Below are 15,213 nucleotides of genomic sequence, written 5' to 3' on the forward strand. Positions count from 1 at the left end.
AGCTTGCTCGCGATGGTGGTTCAGTTAGTTTGGTGTCAACTGACACACCATCGCGAGCAAGCTCGCTCCTACAGGGGGCAAGGTGGTTAGCGATACACCGAAGTAATCCCCTGACGCTCCTCGATGCACTCCGGCGAGCCTGTCTCGAACTCCCGGCAAATCAGTGGGCGTTTTTCGTAGATGGTGCACATCATCGTGTTGCGATCCAGCGCCGCACACCAACCGTCATCCAGACGCAGCATGACTTCCCCACCCCACTCATCGGTATCGATAAAACGATCGGGCACGCCCGTGTCGGTGATCAACATCACTTCGAGCTGACAGCAGCAGGCAGAGCACGTCGAGCACGTCACGGCCGGCTCGGCGATTTGCGTGTGGGGAATGGTTTTCATGGCGCGCAGTGTAAGGCAGTGGGTCGGTGCTGTGTGAAAGGCCTGACAGGCGTTCAGTTCTGTGTGTCGCTCGCCAGCCGGTGGGCCATGAAATGCAGAACCGGAAACACCAACGCCCAGAGCACGCCGATACCGAGCAGCGTCGGCAGTTGTCCGTAGGGAAACTGCACCCCGGCCAGCTGACCGCCAGCGTAATACGACAGCGGCCCACCGACGGCGCCGAGCAAGCTGCCCAGCCACCACGGGTTTGCGGTCCATTGCAGGCAATGGCGCAACGTCGTTGCCAGCAATGCCCACAGGATCATCAGCCACAGCGGGATCAACGGCGCGACATCGTTGAAATCGAACACCCCGAGCCAGCGCAAGGAACTGTCGAGGGTCGTCCCCAGCAGGACCACACTGAGAATCAGCCGGCCTTCATCGGCCCAGCGACTTATCCACAGCAGGTGGATGACCAATGCCGCCAGCGCCACCAACAGCCACAGGCTGTTGCCGCCCACTACGCAGGCAAACCAGCCCAGTTGAAACAGCGCAGCATTGGCCAGGCGTTCAAGCATCGAAACGACCGAGCAGTGGTGCCGTGATTGCCGACGGTTTGGCCAGCAACAATTGCGCGGTGCCGATGGTGCGCTCCAGGAAACCACCCTCGCAGTAACACAGGTAGAACTCCCACAGCCGCAGGAAATAGTCGTCGTAGCCCAGCTCGCTCAGACGGCCCTGGGCGCGACGAAAATTCTCGTGCCACAGGCGCAGGGTACGCGCGTAGTGCAGGCCGAAGTCTTCCATGTGCAGCAGGTTCATGTCGGTGTCGCGGCTGACGATCTCAAGCATCTTCTGCACGCAGGGCAAGGCGCCGCCGGGGAAGATGTAACGCTGAATGAAATCAACGCTGCCCTTGGCCTGTTCATAGCGCTGCTCGCGGATGGTGATGGCCTGCAACAGCATCAAGCCGTTGCTCTTGAGCAAGTGTGCGCACTGCTTGAAATAAGTCGGCAGAAAACGGTGGCCGACGGCTTCGATCATCTCGATCGACACCAGCTTGTCATACTGCCCGGTAAGGTCGCGGTAGTCCTTGAGCAACAGCGTGACCTGATCTTCCAACCCGAGCGCTACGATTCGTTGTGCGGTAAAGGCGTACTGCTCTTTCGACAGCGTCGTGGTGGTGACCTTGCAGCCGTAATGCTGCGCGGCGTAAAGCGCCATGCTGCCCCAGCCGGTGCCGATTTCCAGCAGGTGATCCGTCGGTTTAAGGGCCAGCTTCTGGCAGATCCGTTCCAGTTTGTTCAACTGCGCCTGTTCGAGTGTGTCGTCGTCGGCCAGAAATTGTGCGGCCGAGTACATCATGGTCGGATCGAGAAACTGTTCGAACAGATCGTTGCCCAGGTCGTAGTGGGCGGCGATGTTCTTCTGTGATCCTTTGCGCGTATTGCGATTGAGCCAGTGCAGCCCTTGAACGAATGGCCGGCCCAGTTTCGCCAGGCCTCCTTCCAGCGCATCCAGCACTTCGAGGTTGCTGACAAACACCCGAACCACCGCCGTCAGGTCCGGCGAACTCCAGTAACCGTGGATGAACGCCTCGCCCGCGCCAATCGAACCGTTGCCCGCCACGAGCCCCCAGGCCGCCGCGTCGAGAATATGGATCTCGCCAAGCAAATGACTGCCAGCCGTGCCGAAAACGTGGCGCTCGCCGTCTTCGATGACCACCAATTGCCCGTGTTTGAGCTGCGTCAGTTGACGCAGCACGGCGCGACGCAACAGCGATCCGGTCAGGCCGTTGGGGCTGAACAGGTTGGTCTTGGCCGAGAGACTAGAGGATTTCATGGCGGCGATCCCTGGGGGCAACGGTGGCTGTTTGAAAGCTGCCGTCGGCAACCTTGTGAGCAAAAATCGGTGCACGCTTGAGCAACAGGCGCAGGGCTTGCCAGTAGATCGCCAGGCAGGTTTTCGCGGTCATCCACGGAAAGCGCCGCACATAGCGATGCAGGCTGGCGCGGTCCAGGGTTTCGCGGCTCAGGTTGAGGGTGGCGTCGAACAGTTTGAGGTCGCCCTGCCAGTCGGCCATGTGCACGCCGAGTTTTTTCGCGGCGGGACTGAAGCTCATGCGGTACTCGAGATCGCGCGGCAAAAACGGCGATACGTCAAACGCCTTGGTCACGACAAAATGCTGATGGAAGTCGCTCAAGTCCGCCGGCGCTTTCGCCGGCAGCACATAGTGATAGCGCTCGCGCCACGGAGTGTTGGTGACTTCGCAGAGAATCGCCGCCAGTTGGCCGTCGGCTTCATGGCAATAGAAAAAACTCACCGGGTTGAACGAAAGGCCCCAACTGCGCGCCTGGGTCAGCAGGCAGATCGAACCTTGCGGCGTGTGCCCGAGCGCTTCGCCGACTTGCTGGCGCACCGCATCGATCAGGCGCATGCCGTTGCCGGTAAAGGCCTTGAGGTAATCGCTTTCACGAAATGAAAACGCTGAAAAACGACCGTTTCCCGACAGTGGCGACAAGCCGAGTACGGCGTCCTGTTCGTCAAGATCGAGATACAGCAAACCGATCTGGTAACGGAATTCATGGCGCCTGGGGGCGAACCGCCGATGGGCGATCCAGCCGCTGTAGAGTGCGCTGTTCACAGGGCTTCTCCAAACTCGCGGGCAACGCGCATCGCGCTCACCACGCCATCTTCATGGAAGCCGTTGGCCCAGTAGGCGCCGCAATAGTAGGTGTGCTGCGCGCCGTTCAATTCTTCCCAGCGAGCTTGTGCCGCCACCGCCGCCAGGCTGTATTGCGGGTGGGCGTAGGTGTATTTGGCGAGCACCTTGAACGGGTTGATCGCGGCGCTCTGGTTGAGGCTGACGCAGAAGGTGGTGTCGCTCTGCAGGCCTTGCAGGATGTTCATGTCGTAGGTGACGGCGGCCAACGTGTGACCGGCGCCACCGAGGCGATAGTTCCAGCTGGCCCAAGCGAGTTTGCGTTCCGGCAGCAGGCGCGTGTCCTTGTGCAAGACCACTTCGTTGTCGGCGTAGGGCAGGGCGCCGAGGATCGACTGTTCGGCGTCGCTCGGGGTGGCCAGCAGTTTCAGTGCCTGATCGCTGTGGCAGGCGAACACCACTTTGTCGAAGCGCTCGCTGCCAGTGGCGCTGTGGATTACCACGCCAGCGTCATCGCGTTCGACCCGCGTCACCGGGCAGTTGAGGCGGATCTTCTCGTTAAAGGTAGCGGTCAACGGTGCGATGTAGGCACTTGAACCGCCCTCGATCACACACCACTGCGGACGATTGCTCACCGACAGCAGGCCGTGATTCTTGAAAAAACGCACGAACAGCCGCAGCGGGAAACCGAGCATGTCGGCCATGGACATCGACCAGATCGCCGCGCCCATTGGCACGATGTAATGCAGGATGAAACGCTCGCCGTAGGCATTCGCCTTCAGGTAATGGTCCAACGTGGTGTCGGCCGCGATGCGCTGTTGTTCCAGATCCCGCAGCGCTTCTTTGTTGAAACGCAAAATGTCCCGCAGCATGCCCCAGAACCCGGGTGACAGCAGATTGCGCCGTTGAGCAAACAGGCTGTTGAGGTTGTTGCCGTTGTACTCCAGACCGCTGTCCGGGTCGGTGACCGAGAAGCTCATTTCGGTGGGCTTGAAGCTCACGCCAATCTGGCCCAGCAGGCGGATGAAATTCGGATAGGTCCAGTCGTTGAACACAATGAAACCGGTGTCCACCGCATGATTTTCGCCATCGGCTGTCACGTTCACCGTGTGCGTGTGCCCACCGATCCAGTCGCTGGATTCGAACAGGGTGATCTCGTGATTGCGGTTGAGCAGGTAAGCGCTGGTCAGCCCCGAGATACCGCTGCCGATAATGGCGATGTTCACGGCAGGTCCTTGATCGGCGGATTGCTGCGCACCATGCGTTTGCCGATCATCAGTTTTATCCGGCCAGGCATTTTCGACAGTGGCCACAGGGCGGCCATGAACAGCGCCGGGAAGGCGATTTCCAGCGGACGGTCCTTGAGTTTGCTGAAGATGTGCTTCGCGGCTTTATCCGCCGGCCAGCTGAGGGGCATCGGAAAATCATTTTTCTCGGTCAGTGGCGTATCGACGAAACCGGGGCTGACCACGGTGACTTCGATGCCTTCCGGGGCCAGGTCAATGCGCAGGGATTCGAATAAGTAACGCATGCCCGCCTTGGACGCGCCGTAGGCTTCAGCCCGAGGTAACGGCAAGTAAGTCACCGAGCTGGCGACACCCACCAGGTGCGGCGCGGTGCCGGCCCGCAACAAGGGCAGGGCCGCCTCGATGCAATAGCTGCTGGCGAGCAGGTTGGTGCGCACGACGTGCTCGATGATCGAGGCATCGAACTGCTTGGCATCCACGTATTCGCAGGTGCCGGCGTTGAGAATCACGGTATCCAGTGAACCCCAGTCTTCGGCAATCTGCTCGCCGATTTCGCGCACGCGTTGGCTGTTGGTGAGGTCGCCGGCCACCACCAACACTTGCCCCGGATAACGCTGGGACAAGACTTTCAGTGGCGCTACAGAACGTGAACTGACGGCCAGGTGTGCGCCGGTTTTCAGAATTTCTTCGGCCAACTGAGCACCAATGCCACTGCTGGCGCCGGTCAACCAATACCGTCGTGGCGGCGTAAGGTTCATCCCATTCTCCTTTTCAGCCAGGCAATCGCCCGGCCCAATAGCGGTAAATGTTCATAGATCAGGGCCCCGGCATCGAAGTAATCCCGGTGGCGATACACCTTGTCGCGCCAGCGCAAATGCGAGCAGCCGTCGACCCTTATCAACCGGCCGCCGCCGAGGCGTGGGTGGCGATAACTCATGACCCAGCGCAGATACCCTTCGCCTTCGCCAATCTGGTCGAAGCCGTGAAAATCGAAGCGCAGCTCGCTGACGTTGGCGTAAAGCTCGGCGAAGTAGATGCGCAAGTTTCCAAGCCCTTGCACCTCGTGCAGCGGGTCAGTGAAGTGCACGTCGTCGGTATAGAGTTCGGCGAGGCGTTGCAGATTGTCTTTGTCCAGGTCCGCGAACTGCCGGGAAAAACGCCGCAGGAAATCACTCATAACCGCCTCCGGCCTGTTGTCGCGAAGGTAGATTCTTGAATGCGGCCAGCGCCCTTTGGCGCGAGGTGCTCAAGTTGACGATCGGCGAGGGATAGTCGGCCACGCCGAACAGTCCGCCCACGTTTGCCGGGTTATGCACTTCTTTTTTGTTCAGCCCGGCCAGCTCCGGCAACCAGTGCTTGATGAACACGCCTTCGGCGTCGAATTTTTCCGACTGGCTCAGCGGGTTGAAAATCCGGAAGTAGGGCGCCGAGTCGGTGCCGGTGGACGAGCTCCACTGCCAGCCGCCATTGTTCGCCGCCAGGTCGCCGTCGATCAGGTGCCGCATGAAAAAACGCTCACCTTCGCGCCAGTCGATCAGCAAGTTCTTGGTCAGGAACATCGCCACCACCATGCGCAGCCGGTTGTGCATCCAGCCGGTGTCGAGCAGTTGGCGCATTGCCGCGTCGATGATCGGCAGGCCGGTGCGGGCTTCTTGCCACGCCAGCAGTTCTTCCGGTGCGTCGCGCCAGGCCAGCGCTTCGGTTTCCGGGCGGAAGGCGCGGTGACGGGAGACCCGTGGGTAGCCCACCAGAATGTGTTTGTAGAATTCACGCCAGAGCAATTCGTTGATCCAGGTAACGGCGCCGACCTTGCCGCTTTCGAACTCGCCCTGATTGCTTTGCACGGCGGCATGCAGGCACTGGCGTGGGGAAATCACCCCGGCCGCGAGATACGCCGACAGTTGACTGGTGCCGGGTTTGGCCGGGAAATCCCGTTCACTCTTGTAGTAGTCGATCTGGCTGTCGGCGAAGGTGTCGAGCCGACGCAGCGCTTCATCTTCACCCGCCGGCCAGAGCGCGCGTAAATGATCGCTCGGTGTTTCGAAGCCTTCGACGGCTGACGGGACGGTGTCGCTGTCGATGTTCAGCCGTGCCTGCGCGCCGGGTTTGCTCACCCGGCCAGGCAATGAACCGTGCAGTCGTTCGTAACAGACTTTGCGGAACTGACTGAAGACCTGGAAGTAGGTGCCAGTCTTGGTCAGTACGGTGCCCGGCTTGAACAGCAGCTGATCGAGGTAACTGTAAAAGTCGATGCCTTGGGCACTTAGCGCTTCGGCCACCGCCGCATCACGACGGGTTTCATGAATGCCGTACTCCTCGTTGACGTGCACCGTCTGGATGTTCAACTGCTGACACAGGTCGAGCAGCACCTTCGGTGCTTCATCCCAGCGCGGTGCCATGCGGATCAGCAAGGGAATGTTCAGCTCGCCCAGCGCGCGACTCAATTCGTGCAGGTTGCGCAGCCAGAAATCCACTTTGCACGGCGCGTCATCGTGCTCCCGCCATTGCTGCGGACTGAGCAGATAGACCGCCACACTCGGGCCGCGAGCCGCAGCGGCCGAGAGGGCGGTGTTGTCGTGCAGGCGCAAATCGCTGCGCAGCCAGATCAATTGCATGGTGGTGTCCGTTGACAGCATTTAAAGGAGTCCGCGCTGTAGCAGTTCCTGATGAGCCGATAACGGGTCTTCGGCCAGGAGCAAATCAGCGATCTCGGAAGTTCTTACGGACAACTCGGTGTGGTGGATGCATACCGTTGGTCCGGCAATCATTTTTGGGCAACCGACGCCGTTCAAAAGTTTCGGCAGCTGCGACAGGTTCATCGCTTTGCTGGAATACAGCAGTACGCCGCGGGCTTGCAGATGATCGACCGCCAGCGCGAGTTCGCCGACCGGCAGCGGCCAGTCGAACACTTCCACCGGGCAATCGGAGCTGCTGATCAGCCACGCGGTCAGCCACAGGTGAGGTTCCAGTGGTACATCCGAGTGGTTGATCAACAGCAGCGGCGCGGCGTGCAACTGACGATTGTTATGGTAGATGCGGGCGCCAAATTTGCTGCGCAGCCACGAATAGAAAAACACCCGTTCCATCTGCGCGCCGAACTGGCCTTGCCAGCGCAATTCGAGTTCCGTCAGCAACGGCATCAGCAGTTGTTCGCACAGGGTTCGCGGCGGATACAGCGCCATGGCCTGGTTGACGGTGTCGTCGAGGGTTCGTTCGTTCAGTTGCGTGACGGCGTGCAGCAACGTGCGGCCCAAGACCTGCCAGTCGTTTTCAACGGCTTCGGTAAAAGCCTGCGGCGTGTCGAGCAACTGCTTGACCTGGCTGACGGCCACGCCGCGGTTGAGCCAGGTGAGGATTGTCAGGATGCGTTGCACGTGATCGGCGCTGAACAGCCGATGCCCCTTGGGGGTGCGCTGCGGCACGATCAAACCGTAACGGCGTTCCCAGGCGCGCAACGTGACGGCATTGACGCCCGTCTGGCGCGCCACTTCACGGATGGGCAACCAGCCTTCATCGAGGGCTTTCTTGAAGTCGTCGCCGAGGTCTTCGACGGCGCTGGTGTCGAGTGGAATTTTCATCAGATGGCGTTTCGCAGGCTGAGGTTTTCCGGATGGGGTTGCAGGTAAACCTGCTGCGAGATGTACGGGTCCGGGTGTTGGCGGAAGTGATGCTTGAGCAGCGTCAGCGGCACGACCAGCGGTACGATGCCGTGGCGGTACTGGCCGATCACGTGCTGTACTTCCTGTTTGTCTTCGGCGCTGATGGCCTGTTTGAGATAACCGCTGATGTGCTGCAAGACGTTGGTGTGGGTGCGGCGGGTCGCGCATTTTTTCAGGGCGGCCATCAGCTCGCTGAAATAGCGCGGGCCCAGTTCATTGGGATCGGTCTGGCCCATGTTGCCCAGCAAATGCCCCAGGGCTTTGTATTGCACCGGGTTGTGGGCCATCAGCAGGTATTTATAGCGCGAGTGGAATTCGGTGAGGCCGCTGCGCGTCAGGCCTTTTTGCCGCAACTGTTGCCAGGCGCTGTAGGCGAATACGCGGGTGACAAAGTTTTCCCGCAGCACCGGGTCGTTGAGGCGGCCATCTTCTTCCACCGGCAGATCGGGATGCAACGCGCAAAAAGCCTGGGCATAGAGGCCACGGCCACCGCCGTCCACCGGTGCGCCATTGGCGTGGTAGACCTTGACCCGTTCCAGGCCGCACGAAGGGGATTTCTGCATAAAGATGTAGCCGCAGAGATCACTCAGTTCTGCTGCCATTTTCTGACCGTAATCAATCAGCGGCCGAGTGACGTTGAGCGCGGGGTTGACCGTGCCGACAGCGTCAGGTTGTTCGGGATTGCCTACCAGGCGGATCGGCTCCCGGGGAATACCCAGGCCGATGGCGACTTCCGGGCAGACGGGAACGAAATCGAAATAGTCGGTAAGGATACGACTGCACAGCCGCGATTCCTTGTGCCCGCCGTTGTAGCGCACTTCGGCCCCCATCAGGCAGGCGCTGATCGCAATTTTAGGTTTTGCGGGGGCGTGGGGCATCGGAGCACCTCGAATCTAAACCTGTACAGCCTTTCGGTTCTGTACAACATGACCTTCATCATAGATTCAAAGGTGTACAAGTCAAATTTTTTGTATAGGTTTTTGGGGGAGGTGTAGGAGCGAGCTTGCTCGCGAAAAACCTGAGGGTGCAGTGGGGTGTCAGGCCAATATCGTTATCGTTAATGACCATCGCGAGCAGGCTCGCTCCTACAGGGGATCTTATTTCCAGCCGAGTATCCAGGCGTCGCTATTTCTAAGCGCATGCCAATTGAGTCGTTCACTGCGTTTCGTCAGCACCGCTTGAACTTCTACATCCAGCACGACGCCTTCCTCGTCACGGAACAACTCAGTCACCAAAAAGTGTTTTTCGCGGTTTTGCGGGTGGGCTGCTGTCCATTTCGACAGCAGCAACTTGCTGGGGTTGATGCGGTTCATTGCAGGTGCGCATGCAGCCTGCGGGCGGCTTCCTGGCCACTGAGCCAGGCACCTTCGACACGACCGGACAGGCACCAGTCGCCGCATACATACAGACCAAGATCGGCATCGGCCAGTACGCCCCATTCATGGCTGCTGGCGGGTCGGGCGTAGAGCCAGCGGTGGGCGAGGCTGAAGGTCGGGGCGGGCATGGAGTCGTGCAACAGTTCGGCGAAGGCACCGTGCAATTGCTCGATCACCGCTTCCTTGGGCAGGTCGATGTGTTGCCGGCTCCAGGCGCTGGTGGCGTGCAGCACCCAGGTGTCCATCTTGTTATCGCGCCCTGGTTTGCTGCGGTTGCGAGCCAGCCAATCGAGGGGGCTGTCCTGAACGAAGCAGCCTTCCATGGGGGTATCCAGCGGCGTATCGAACGCCAGCGCGACGGCCCAGGTGGGGTCCATTTTCACCCCGGCGGCGGCACCGGCGAGTTTCGGCGCGGAGGCCAGCAACGCCGTCGCCTGCGGGGCGGGGGTGGCAATCACCACATGGCTGAACGGCCCATGGGTAAAACCTTCGGCGTCCTGCAGATGCCAGTGTTCTTCACCTCGATAGACCTCGGTGATGCGGCAGGCAAAATGCACTTCCAGGTCGCCGAGCAGGCCGCGCGTGATGGCGCTCATGCGGGGGGTGCCGACCCAGCGAGTCTGCTCGTCCGGCGACAGGTTGAGCTGCCCGCCGTGGTAGGTGTAAAGCTGCGGCGTCCATTCGGCGACCCAGCCGTTGGCTTGCCAGCGCTGGACTTCCGTCACGAAGCGACGATCACGGGCGGTGAAATATTGTGCGCCCATGTCCAGCGCACCGGCATCGCTGCGCTTGCTCGACATGCGACCGCCGCTGCCCCGGCTTTTATCGAACAGTTGAACGACATACCCGGTCTCGGTAAGCGCCTGGGCGGCTGAAAGCCCGGCGATGCCGGTGCCAATGATTGCGATAGGTACAGTCATAGGGGCCTCGTTTACCTTTCTGTACAGACTACGCCGTGGATGAAACCTGTACAATATTGTTTTTTGGTATAACTTTTATCGTTCTGGTTTTGACGGCTTGGCCTATTGTTATTCACAGAGCCTGCCCGATACCAAAGATCCCTGCTTATAAAAATAGACTAGTGAACAGGGTAAAACGCCACGCGAGGAAGAAGTCATGCACATATTGCTGACCGGCGGTACTGGTTTGATAGGACGTCAACTCTGCCGACTCTGGCTGAGTCAGGGCCATAGCCTGACCGTCTGGAGTCGCAAGCCTGCCACTGTCGCGAAACTGTGTGGCGCTTCGGTGCGTGGCATTGCCCGACTCGAGGACCTCGCTCAGGAGCCGGTCGATGCAATCATCAATCTGGCGGGCGCCCCGATTGCCGACCGGCCCTGGACCTCCCGGCGCAAAGCGTTGCTCTGGAGCAGCCGCATTACCCTGACTGAAACCCTGCTGACCTGGCTCGAAACCCGCGAGCAGAAACCTCAAGTCCTGATCTCCGGCTCCGCCATTGGCTGGTATGGCGACGGTGGCGAGCGCGAACTGACTGAACAATCTCCGCCCGTTATCGACGATTTCGCCAGTCAGTTGTGCATAGCCTGGGAAGAGACTGCCCAGCGCGCCGAAGCCTTGGGTGTGCGCGTTATCCTGATTCGCACCGGGCTGGTGTTGTCGGCCGAGGGCGGCTTTTTGTCGCGGCTGTTGCTGCCGTTCAAACTGGGGCTGGGCGGGCCTCTGGGCAGTGGTCGGCAGTGGATGCCATGGATCCATATCGACGATCAAATTGCCCTGATTGATTTTCTTCTGCATCAGAATGAGGCCAGCGGTCCTTATAATGCCTGCGCGCCAAAACCGGTACGCAATCGCGAGTTCGCCAAAACGTTGGGCAGCGTGCTGCATCGCCCGGCGTTCATGCCCATGCCAGCCCTGGCCTTGAAGGTCGGCCTGGGCGAATTGTCTTTGCTGTTGCTGGGTGGCCAGAAAGCCTTGCCGGCTCGCTTGCTGGAAGCGGGTTTCACCTTCCGGTTCAATGATTTGCGCGCGGCTTTGGACGACTTGTCCAGCCGCCTTTGAAATAGGACGTTGCATGACCGATCACGCGTTGCTTCTGGTCAACCTCGGCTCGCCTGCCTCCACATCGGTGGCGGATGTGCGCAGTTACCTCAATCAATTTCTGATGGACCCGTACGTTATCGACTTGCCATGGCCGGTGCGGCGTTTACTGGTTTCGCTGATCCTGATCAAGCGTCCGGAGCAGTCAGCCCATGCCTACGCATCGATCTGGTGGAAGGAGGGCTCGCCACTGGTGGTGCTCAGCCGTCGCCTGCAACACGCCATGACCGCCGAGTGGACCCAGGGCCCGGTCGAGTTGGCGATGCGTTATGGCGAACCGTCGATTGAATCGAAACTGCTGCAACTGGCGGCTCAAGGCTGCAAAAAAATCACCCTCGCACCGCTTTATCCACAGTTCGCCGACAGCACCGTGACCACGGTGATCGAGGAAGCGAGGCGGGTGGTGCGGGAGAAGAATCTCGACGTGCAGTTCTCGATTCTCCAGCCGTTTTATGATCAGCCGGAATACCTCGATGCACTGGTGGCCAGCGCCAAGCCTTATCTGGAGCAGGATTATGATCACCTGTTGCTCAGCTTCCACGGGTTGCCCGAACGGCACCTGACAAAGCTGGACCCGACGGGGCAGCACTGCTTCAAAAATGAAGACTGCTGCAAGCATGCATCGCCGCAAGTGTTAGCCACCTGCTACCGCGCTCAATGCCTGCGCACGGCTTCCGAGTTCGCCAAGCGCATGGGACTCCCGGACGGCAAGTGGTCGGTGTCGTTCCAGTCGCGTCTGGGGCGGGCGAAATGGATCGAACCCTACACCGAGGCTCGCCTTGATGAGTTGGCTGGAATGGGCGTGAAGAAAGTGCTGGTGATGTGCCCGGCCTTCGTGGCCGATTGCATCGAGACGCTTGAAGAAATCGGTGATCGCGGGAAGGAATTGTTTCGCGAGGCGGGAGGAGATGAGTTGGTCTTGGTGCCGTGTCTCAACGATGACCCGCGGTGGGCGCGGGCGTTGAACAGGCTGTGCGAACGAGCGCCGTTAGCCCTGTAGTACACAAACTGTGGCGAGGGAGCTCGCTCCCGCTTGAGTGCGCAGCACGCACAAAATTTTCAGCGGCTGCGAAAATTTTAGGGCCGCTTCGCGGCCCAGCGGGAGCGAGCTCCCTCGCCACAGGGAGTGGTGTGCGGTTACAACAACGGCTCATCCGCCTTCTTGTGCTTCCAGCTATCATTGCCCGGCAACAACAGGTTCAGCGCAATCGCCACCACCGCGCACAACGCGATGCCTTTGAGGCCGAAATCGTCCGGACCGGTGCCGGTGCCGACCAAAACGCCGCCAATCCCGAACACCAGGGTCACCGACACAATCACCAGATTGCGGGCTTCGCCCAGGTCGATCTTGTGGCGAATCAGCGTGTTCATCCCCACGGCCGCAATCGAGCCGAACAACAGGCACAGAATCCCGCCCATCACCGGCACAGGAATGCTCTGCAGCAGTGCACCGAACTTGCCGATGAACGCCAGACTGATAGCGAAGATCGCCGCCCAGGTCATGATTTTCGGGTTGTAGTTCTTGGTCAGCATCACCGCGCCCGTCACTTCGGCGTAGGTGGTGTTCGGTGGACCGCCGAACAGGCCCGCTGCGGTGGTGGCAATGCCATCGCCGAGCAGCGTGCGGTGCAGGCCGGGCTTCTTCAGGTAATCGCGACCGGTCACGCTGCCGACGGCGATCACGCCACCGATGTGCTCGATAGCCGGGGCCAGGGCCACCGGAACGATGAACAGAATCGCCTGCCAGTTGAATTCAGGCGCCGTGAAGTGCGGAATCGCGAACCACGGTGCCGCGGCAATTTTCGCGGTATCCACCACGCCGAAGTAGAAGGCCATGGCGAAACCGACCAGTACGCCGGAGATGATCGGTACCAGGCGGAAAATGCCCTTGCCGAACACGGCAACGATCAGCGTGGTCAGCAGCGCGGGCATCGAGATCAGCATCGCGGTCTGGTAATGAATCAGCTCGGAGCCATCACCCGCCTTGCCCATCGCCATGTTGGCGGCGATAGGTGCCATGGCCAGGCCGATGGAGATGATCACCGGACCAATCACCACCGGTGGCAGCAAGCGGTCGATGAACCCGGTGCCTTTGATCTTCACGGCCAGGCCGAGGAAGGTGTAGACGAATCCGGCCGCCATCACGCCGCCCATGGTCGCCGCGAGGCCGAACTGGCCCTTGGCGAGAATGATCGGGGTAATAAAGGCGAAGCTTGACGCCAGGAACACCGGCACCTGACGCCCGGTGACGATCTGGAACAGGATCGTCCCCAGGCCGGCGGTGAACAGCGCCACGTTAGGGTCAAGGCCGGTAATCAGCGGCATCAACACCAGCGCGCCGAACGCGACGAACAGCATCTGTGCGCCAGACAACACCGTGCGCCAGAGCGGATCGTTGAACTCCTGCTGCATGCTCAAGCGTCCTTCTGCTTGGTGCCGAAGATCTTGTCCCCGGCATCGCCCAGGCCTGGGATGATGTAACCGTGCTCGTTGAGTTTCTCGTCAATGGACGCGGTGTAGATGGTCACGTCCGGGTGAGCCTTTTCTACGGCAGCGATGCCTTCCGGCGCGGCCACCAGGACCATCGCGCGGATATCGCGGCAACCGGCCTTTTTCAGCAGGTCGATGGTGGCGACCATCGAGCTGCCGGTGGCGAGCATCGGGTCGATGATCATGGCCAGGCGCTCGTTGATTTCCGGAACCAGTTTTTCCAGATAGGTGTGGGCCTGCAGGGTCTGCTCGTTGCGGGCCACGCCCACGGCGCTGACTTTGGCGCCCGGGATCAGGCTCAGCACGCCTTCGAGCATGCCGATACCGGCGCGCAGGATCGGTACTACAGTAATTTTCTTGCCGGCGATTTTCTCGACCGACACAGTACCGGCCCAACCTTCGATATCGTAGGTTTCCAGGGGCAGGTCTTTGGTAGCTTCATAGGTCAGCAGGGCGCCGACTTCCTGAGCGAGCTCGCGGAAATTCTTGGTGCTGATGTCTGCACGGCGCATTAGGCCAAGTTTATGACGGATCAGCGGGTGGCGGATCTCGAGGATGGGCATGGGAAAGGCTCCGGCGGCGGGCAAAAAAACCGGCCTAGATTAATCTATCCGAGGGTGTTGTCCTATAGACATAGAGTACGTTAGTCCACAAACGCTTGATCTGACCGTGCGGGATGCGTACCTTTGCCCGCTTTTCCGAATCCGCAACCCCCTGGAGAGCGCCATGTCCGCTGATCTCGAGCATATCCGTCAAATCATGCGAGAGGCTGACTGCCTGTACACCGAAGCTGAAGTCGAGGCGGCCATCGCCCGCGTCGGTGCGCACATCAACGAACAACTGGCCGACACTAACCCGGTGGTGTTCTGTGTGATGAACGGCGGCCTGATTTTCGCCGGCAAGCTGCTCACCCATTTGCAATTCCCGCTGGAGGCGTCCTACCTGCACGCCACCCGCTATCGCAACGAAACCAGCGGCGGCGAGCTGTTCTGGAAGGCCAAGCCGGAAGTGTCGTTCATCGACCGTGACGTGCTGATCATCGACGACATCCTCGACGAAGGGCACACCCTCGGCGCGATCATCGACTTCTGCAAACATGCCGGCGCGCGCAAAGTGCACACCGCCGTGCTGATCGACAAGGACCACGACCGCAAGGCTCGCCCGGACCTGAAAGCCGATTTCGTCGGTTTGCCGTGCATCGACCGTTACATCTTCGGTTATGGCATGGACTACAAAGGCTACTGGCGCAACGCCAACGGGATTTTTGCCGTTAAAGGCATGTAAGCCCCAGCGCCAAACCCCTTGTGGGAGTGAGCCTGCTCGCGATTACGGCCTGTCTGACACATATAT

Annotated in this window: 17 protein-coding genes; 3 read left to right on the plus strand and 14 right to left on the minus strand. The window is 60.2% G+C overall.

Annotation, left to right across the window (positions count from 1 at the left end; all coding sequences use genetic code 11):
- Window positions 1-86: 86 nt before the first annotated feature.
- The 12 genes from EJA72_RS21055 to EJA72_RS21110 all read right to left on the minus strand — a co-directional run bounded on the left by EJA72_RS21055 (window position 87) and on the right by EJA72_RS21110 (window position 10,235).
- A complete protein-coding gene (locus EJA72_RS21055) occupies window positions 87-392 on the minus strand; it encodes a YkgJ family cysteine cluster protein (RefSeq protein ID WP_157713299.1) in 306 nt (101 codons plus the stop codon).
- A gap of 53 nt (window positions 393-445) precedes the next feature.
- Window positions 446-949 (minus strand): DUF2878 domain-containing protein, encoded by a 504-nt coding sequence (locus EJA72_RS21060; protein ID WP_157713300.1) that lies wholly within the window; start codon window positions 947-949, stop codon window positions 446-448.
- Window positions 942-2,213 (minus strand): cyclopropane-fatty-acyl-phospholipid synthase family protein, encoded by a 1,272-nt coding sequence (locus tag EJA72_RS21065; RefSeq protein ID WP_157713301.1) that lies wholly within the window; start codon window positions 2,211-2,213, stop codon window positions 942-944. The genes EJA72_RS21060 and EJA72_RS21065 overlap by 8 nt, the downstream gene beginning before the upstream one ends.
- Window positions 2,200-3,015: a DUF1365 domain-containing protein gene (locus EJA72_RS21070; RefSeq protein WP_178129502.1), complete on the minus strand. Its 816-nt coding sequence runs from the start codon at window positions 3,013-3,015 to the stop codon at window positions 2,200-2,202. Before EJA72_RS21070 ends, EJA72_RS21065 begins: the two co-directional genes overlap by 14 nt.
- The gene (locus EJA72_RS21075) at window positions 3,012-4,259 is read right to left on the minus strand and encodes an FAD-dependent oxidoreductase (RefSeq protein ID WP_178129506.1); all 1,248 of its coding nucleotides are present in this window, start codon (window positions 4,257-4,259) and stop codon (window positions 3,012-3,014) included. Before EJA72_RS21075 ends, EJA72_RS21070 begins: the two co-directional genes overlap by 4 nt.
- Complete coding sequence (locus EJA72_RS21080) at window positions 4,256-5,038, minus strand: SDR family oxidoreductase (protein WP_157713302.1); 783 nt, start codon at window positions 5,036-5,038, stop codon at window positions 4,256-4,258. Before EJA72_RS21080 ends, EJA72_RS21075 begins: the two co-directional genes overlap by 4 nt.
- Window positions 5,035-5,457 (minus strand): nuclear transport factor 2 family protein, encoded by a 423-nt coding sequence (locus tag EJA72_RS21085; RefSeq protein ID WP_157713303.1) that lies wholly within the window; start codon window positions 5,455-5,457, stop codon window positions 5,035-5,037. Before EJA72_RS21085 ends, EJA72_RS21080 begins: the two co-directional genes overlap by 4 nt.
- Entirely contained in the window at window positions 5,450-6,895 is a 1,446-nt protein-coding gene (gene phrB / locus EJA72_RS21090) for a deoxyribodipyrimidine photo-lyase (protein WP_157713304.1), read from the minus strand. The genes EJA72_RS21085 and phrB overlap by 8 nt, the downstream gene beginning before the upstream one ends.
- A 21-nt stretch (window positions 6,896-6,916) precedes the next feature.
- Window positions 6,917-7,858, minus strand: a complete 942-nt coding sequence (locus EJA72_RS21095; protein WP_157713305.1) for a MerR family transcriptional regulator — start codon at window positions 7,856-7,858, stop codon at window positions 6,917-6,919.
- A complete protein-coding gene (locus EJA72_RS21100) occupies window positions 7,858-8,817 on the minus strand; it encodes a DUF523 and DUF1722 domain-containing protein (protein ID WP_157713306.1) in 960 nt (319 codons plus the stop codon). Before EJA72_RS21100 ends, EJA72_RS21095 begins: the two co-directional genes overlap by 1 nt.
- 219 nt (window positions 8,818-9,036) lie before the next feature.
- Window positions 9,037-9,252: a TIGR02450 family Trp-rich protein gene (locus tag EJA72_RS21105; protein WP_157713307.1), complete on the minus strand. Its 216-nt coding sequence runs from the start codon at window positions 9,250-9,252 to the stop codon at window positions 9,037-9,039.
- Window positions 9,249-10,235 (minus strand): NAD(P)/FAD-dependent oxidoreductase, encoded by a 987-nt coding sequence (locus EJA72_RS21110; protein ID WP_157713308.1) that lies wholly within the window; start codon window positions 10,233-10,235, stop codon window positions 9,249-9,251. The genes EJA72_RS21105 and EJA72_RS21110 overlap by 4 nt, the downstream gene beginning before the upstream one ends.
- A gap of 196 nt (window positions 10,236-10,431) precedes the next feature.
- On the opposite strand from EJA72_RS21110, the gene EJA72_RS21115 reads away from it, so the two are divergent.
- The gene (locus tag EJA72_RS21115; protein WP_157713309.1) at window positions 10,432-11,334 is read left to right on the plus strand and encodes a TIGR01777 family oxidoreductase; all 903 of its coding nucleotides are present in this window, start codon (window positions 10,432-10,434) and stop codon (window positions 11,332-11,334) included.
- 13 nt (window positions 11,335-11,347) lie between these two features.
- Window positions 11,348-12,373 carry a ferrochelatase gene (hemH, locus tag EJA72_RS21120; protein ID WP_157713310.1) on the plus strand — a complete coding sequence of 342 codons (1,026 nt, stop codon included), beginning with the start codon at window positions 11,348-11,350 and terminating at the stop codon, window positions 12,371-12,373.
- Window positions 12,374-12,510: 137 nt separating this feature from the next.
- Here hemH and EJA72_RS21125 read toward each other — a convergent pair whose 3' ends face one another.
- Complete coding sequence (locus tag EJA72_RS21125; protein ID WP_157713311.1) at window positions 12,511-13,785, minus strand: uracil-xanthine permease family protein; 1,275 nt, start codon at window positions 13,783-13,785, stop codon at window positions 12,511-12,513.
- Between the two features lie 2 nt (window positions 13,786-13,787).
- Entirely contained in the window at window positions 13,788-14,426 is a 639-nt protein-coding gene (gene upp, locus EJA72_RS21130; RefSeq protein ID WP_064675925.1) for a uracil phosphoribosyltransferase, read from the minus strand.
- A 163-nt stretch (window positions 14,427-14,589) separates the two neighbouring features.
- Between upp and EJA72_RS21135 the strand changes: the two genes are divergently transcribed.
- Window positions 14,590-15,147: a hypoxanthine-guanine phosphoribosyltransferase gene (locus tag EJA72_RS21135; protein WP_046030190.1), complete on the plus strand. Its 558-nt coding sequence runs from the start codon at window positions 14,590-14,592 to the stop codon at window positions 15,145-15,147.
- Window positions 15,148-15,213 lie beyond the last annotated feature (66 nt).

The organism is Pseudomonas sp. PB120 (assembly GCF_009761815.1).
Classification (GTDB): domain Bacteria; phylum Pseudomonadota; class Gammaproteobacteria; order Pseudomonadales; family Pseudomonadaceae; genus Aquipseudomonas.

Coding starts and splice junctions, on each gene's coding strand:
- EJA72_RS21055 (WP_157713299.1), bottom strand. CDS start 392: ATGAAAACCATTCCCCACACGCAAATCGCCGAGCCGGCCGTGACGTGC.
- EJA72_RS21060 (WP_157713300.1), bottom strand. CDS start 949: ATGCTTGAACGCCTGGCCAATGCTGCGCTGTTTCAACTGGGCTGGTTT.
- EJA72_RS21065 (WP_157713301.1), bottom strand. CDS start 2,213: ATGAAATCCTCTAGTCTCTCGGCCAAGACCAACCTGTTCAGCCCCAAC.
- EJA72_RS21080 (WP_157713302.1), bottom strand. CDS start 5,038: ATGAACCTTACGCCGCCACGACGGTATTGGTTGACCGGCGCCAGCAGT.
- EJA72_RS21085 (WP_157713303.1), bottom strand. CDS start 5,457: ATGAGTGATTTCCTGCGGCGTTTTTCCCGGCAGTTCGCGGACCTGGAC.
- phrB (WP_157713304.1), bottom strand. CDS start 6,895: ATGCAATTGATCTGGCTGCGCAGCGATTTGCGCCTGCACGACAACACC.
- EJA72_RS21095 (WP_157713305.1), bottom strand. CDS start 7,858: ATGAAAATTCCACTCGACACCAGCGCCGTCGAAGACCTCGGCGACGAC.
- EJA72_RS21100 (WP_157713306.1), bottom strand. CDS start 8,817: ATGCCCCACGCCCCCGCAAAACCTAAAATTGCGATCAGCGCCTGCCTG.
- EJA72_RS21105 (WP_157713307.1), bottom strand. CDS start 9,252: ATGAACCGCATCAACCCCAGCAAGTTGCTGCTGTCGAAATGGACAGCA.
- EJA72_RS21110 (WP_157713308.1), bottom strand. CDS start 10,235: ATGACTGTACCTATCGCAATCATTGGCACCGGCATCGCCGGGCTTTCA.
- EJA72_RS21115 (WP_157713309.1), top strand. CDS start 10,432: ATGCACATATTGCTGACCGGCGGTACTGGTTTGATAGGACGTCAACTC.
- hemH (WP_157713310.1), top strand. CDS start 11,348: ATGACCGATCACGCGTTGCTTCTGGTCAACCTCGGCTCGCCTGCCTCC.
- EJA72_RS21125 (WP_157713311.1), bottom strand. CDS start 13,785: ATGCAGCAGGAGTTCAACGATCCGCTCTGGCGCACGGTGTTGTCTGGC.
- upp (WP_064675925.1), bottom strand. CDS start 14,426: ATGCCCATCCTCGAGATCCGCCACCCGCTGATCCGTCATAAACTTGGC.
- EJA72_RS21135 (WP_046030190.1), top strand. CDS start 14,590: ATGTCCGCTGATCTCGAGCATATCCGTCAAATCATGCGAGAGGCTGAC.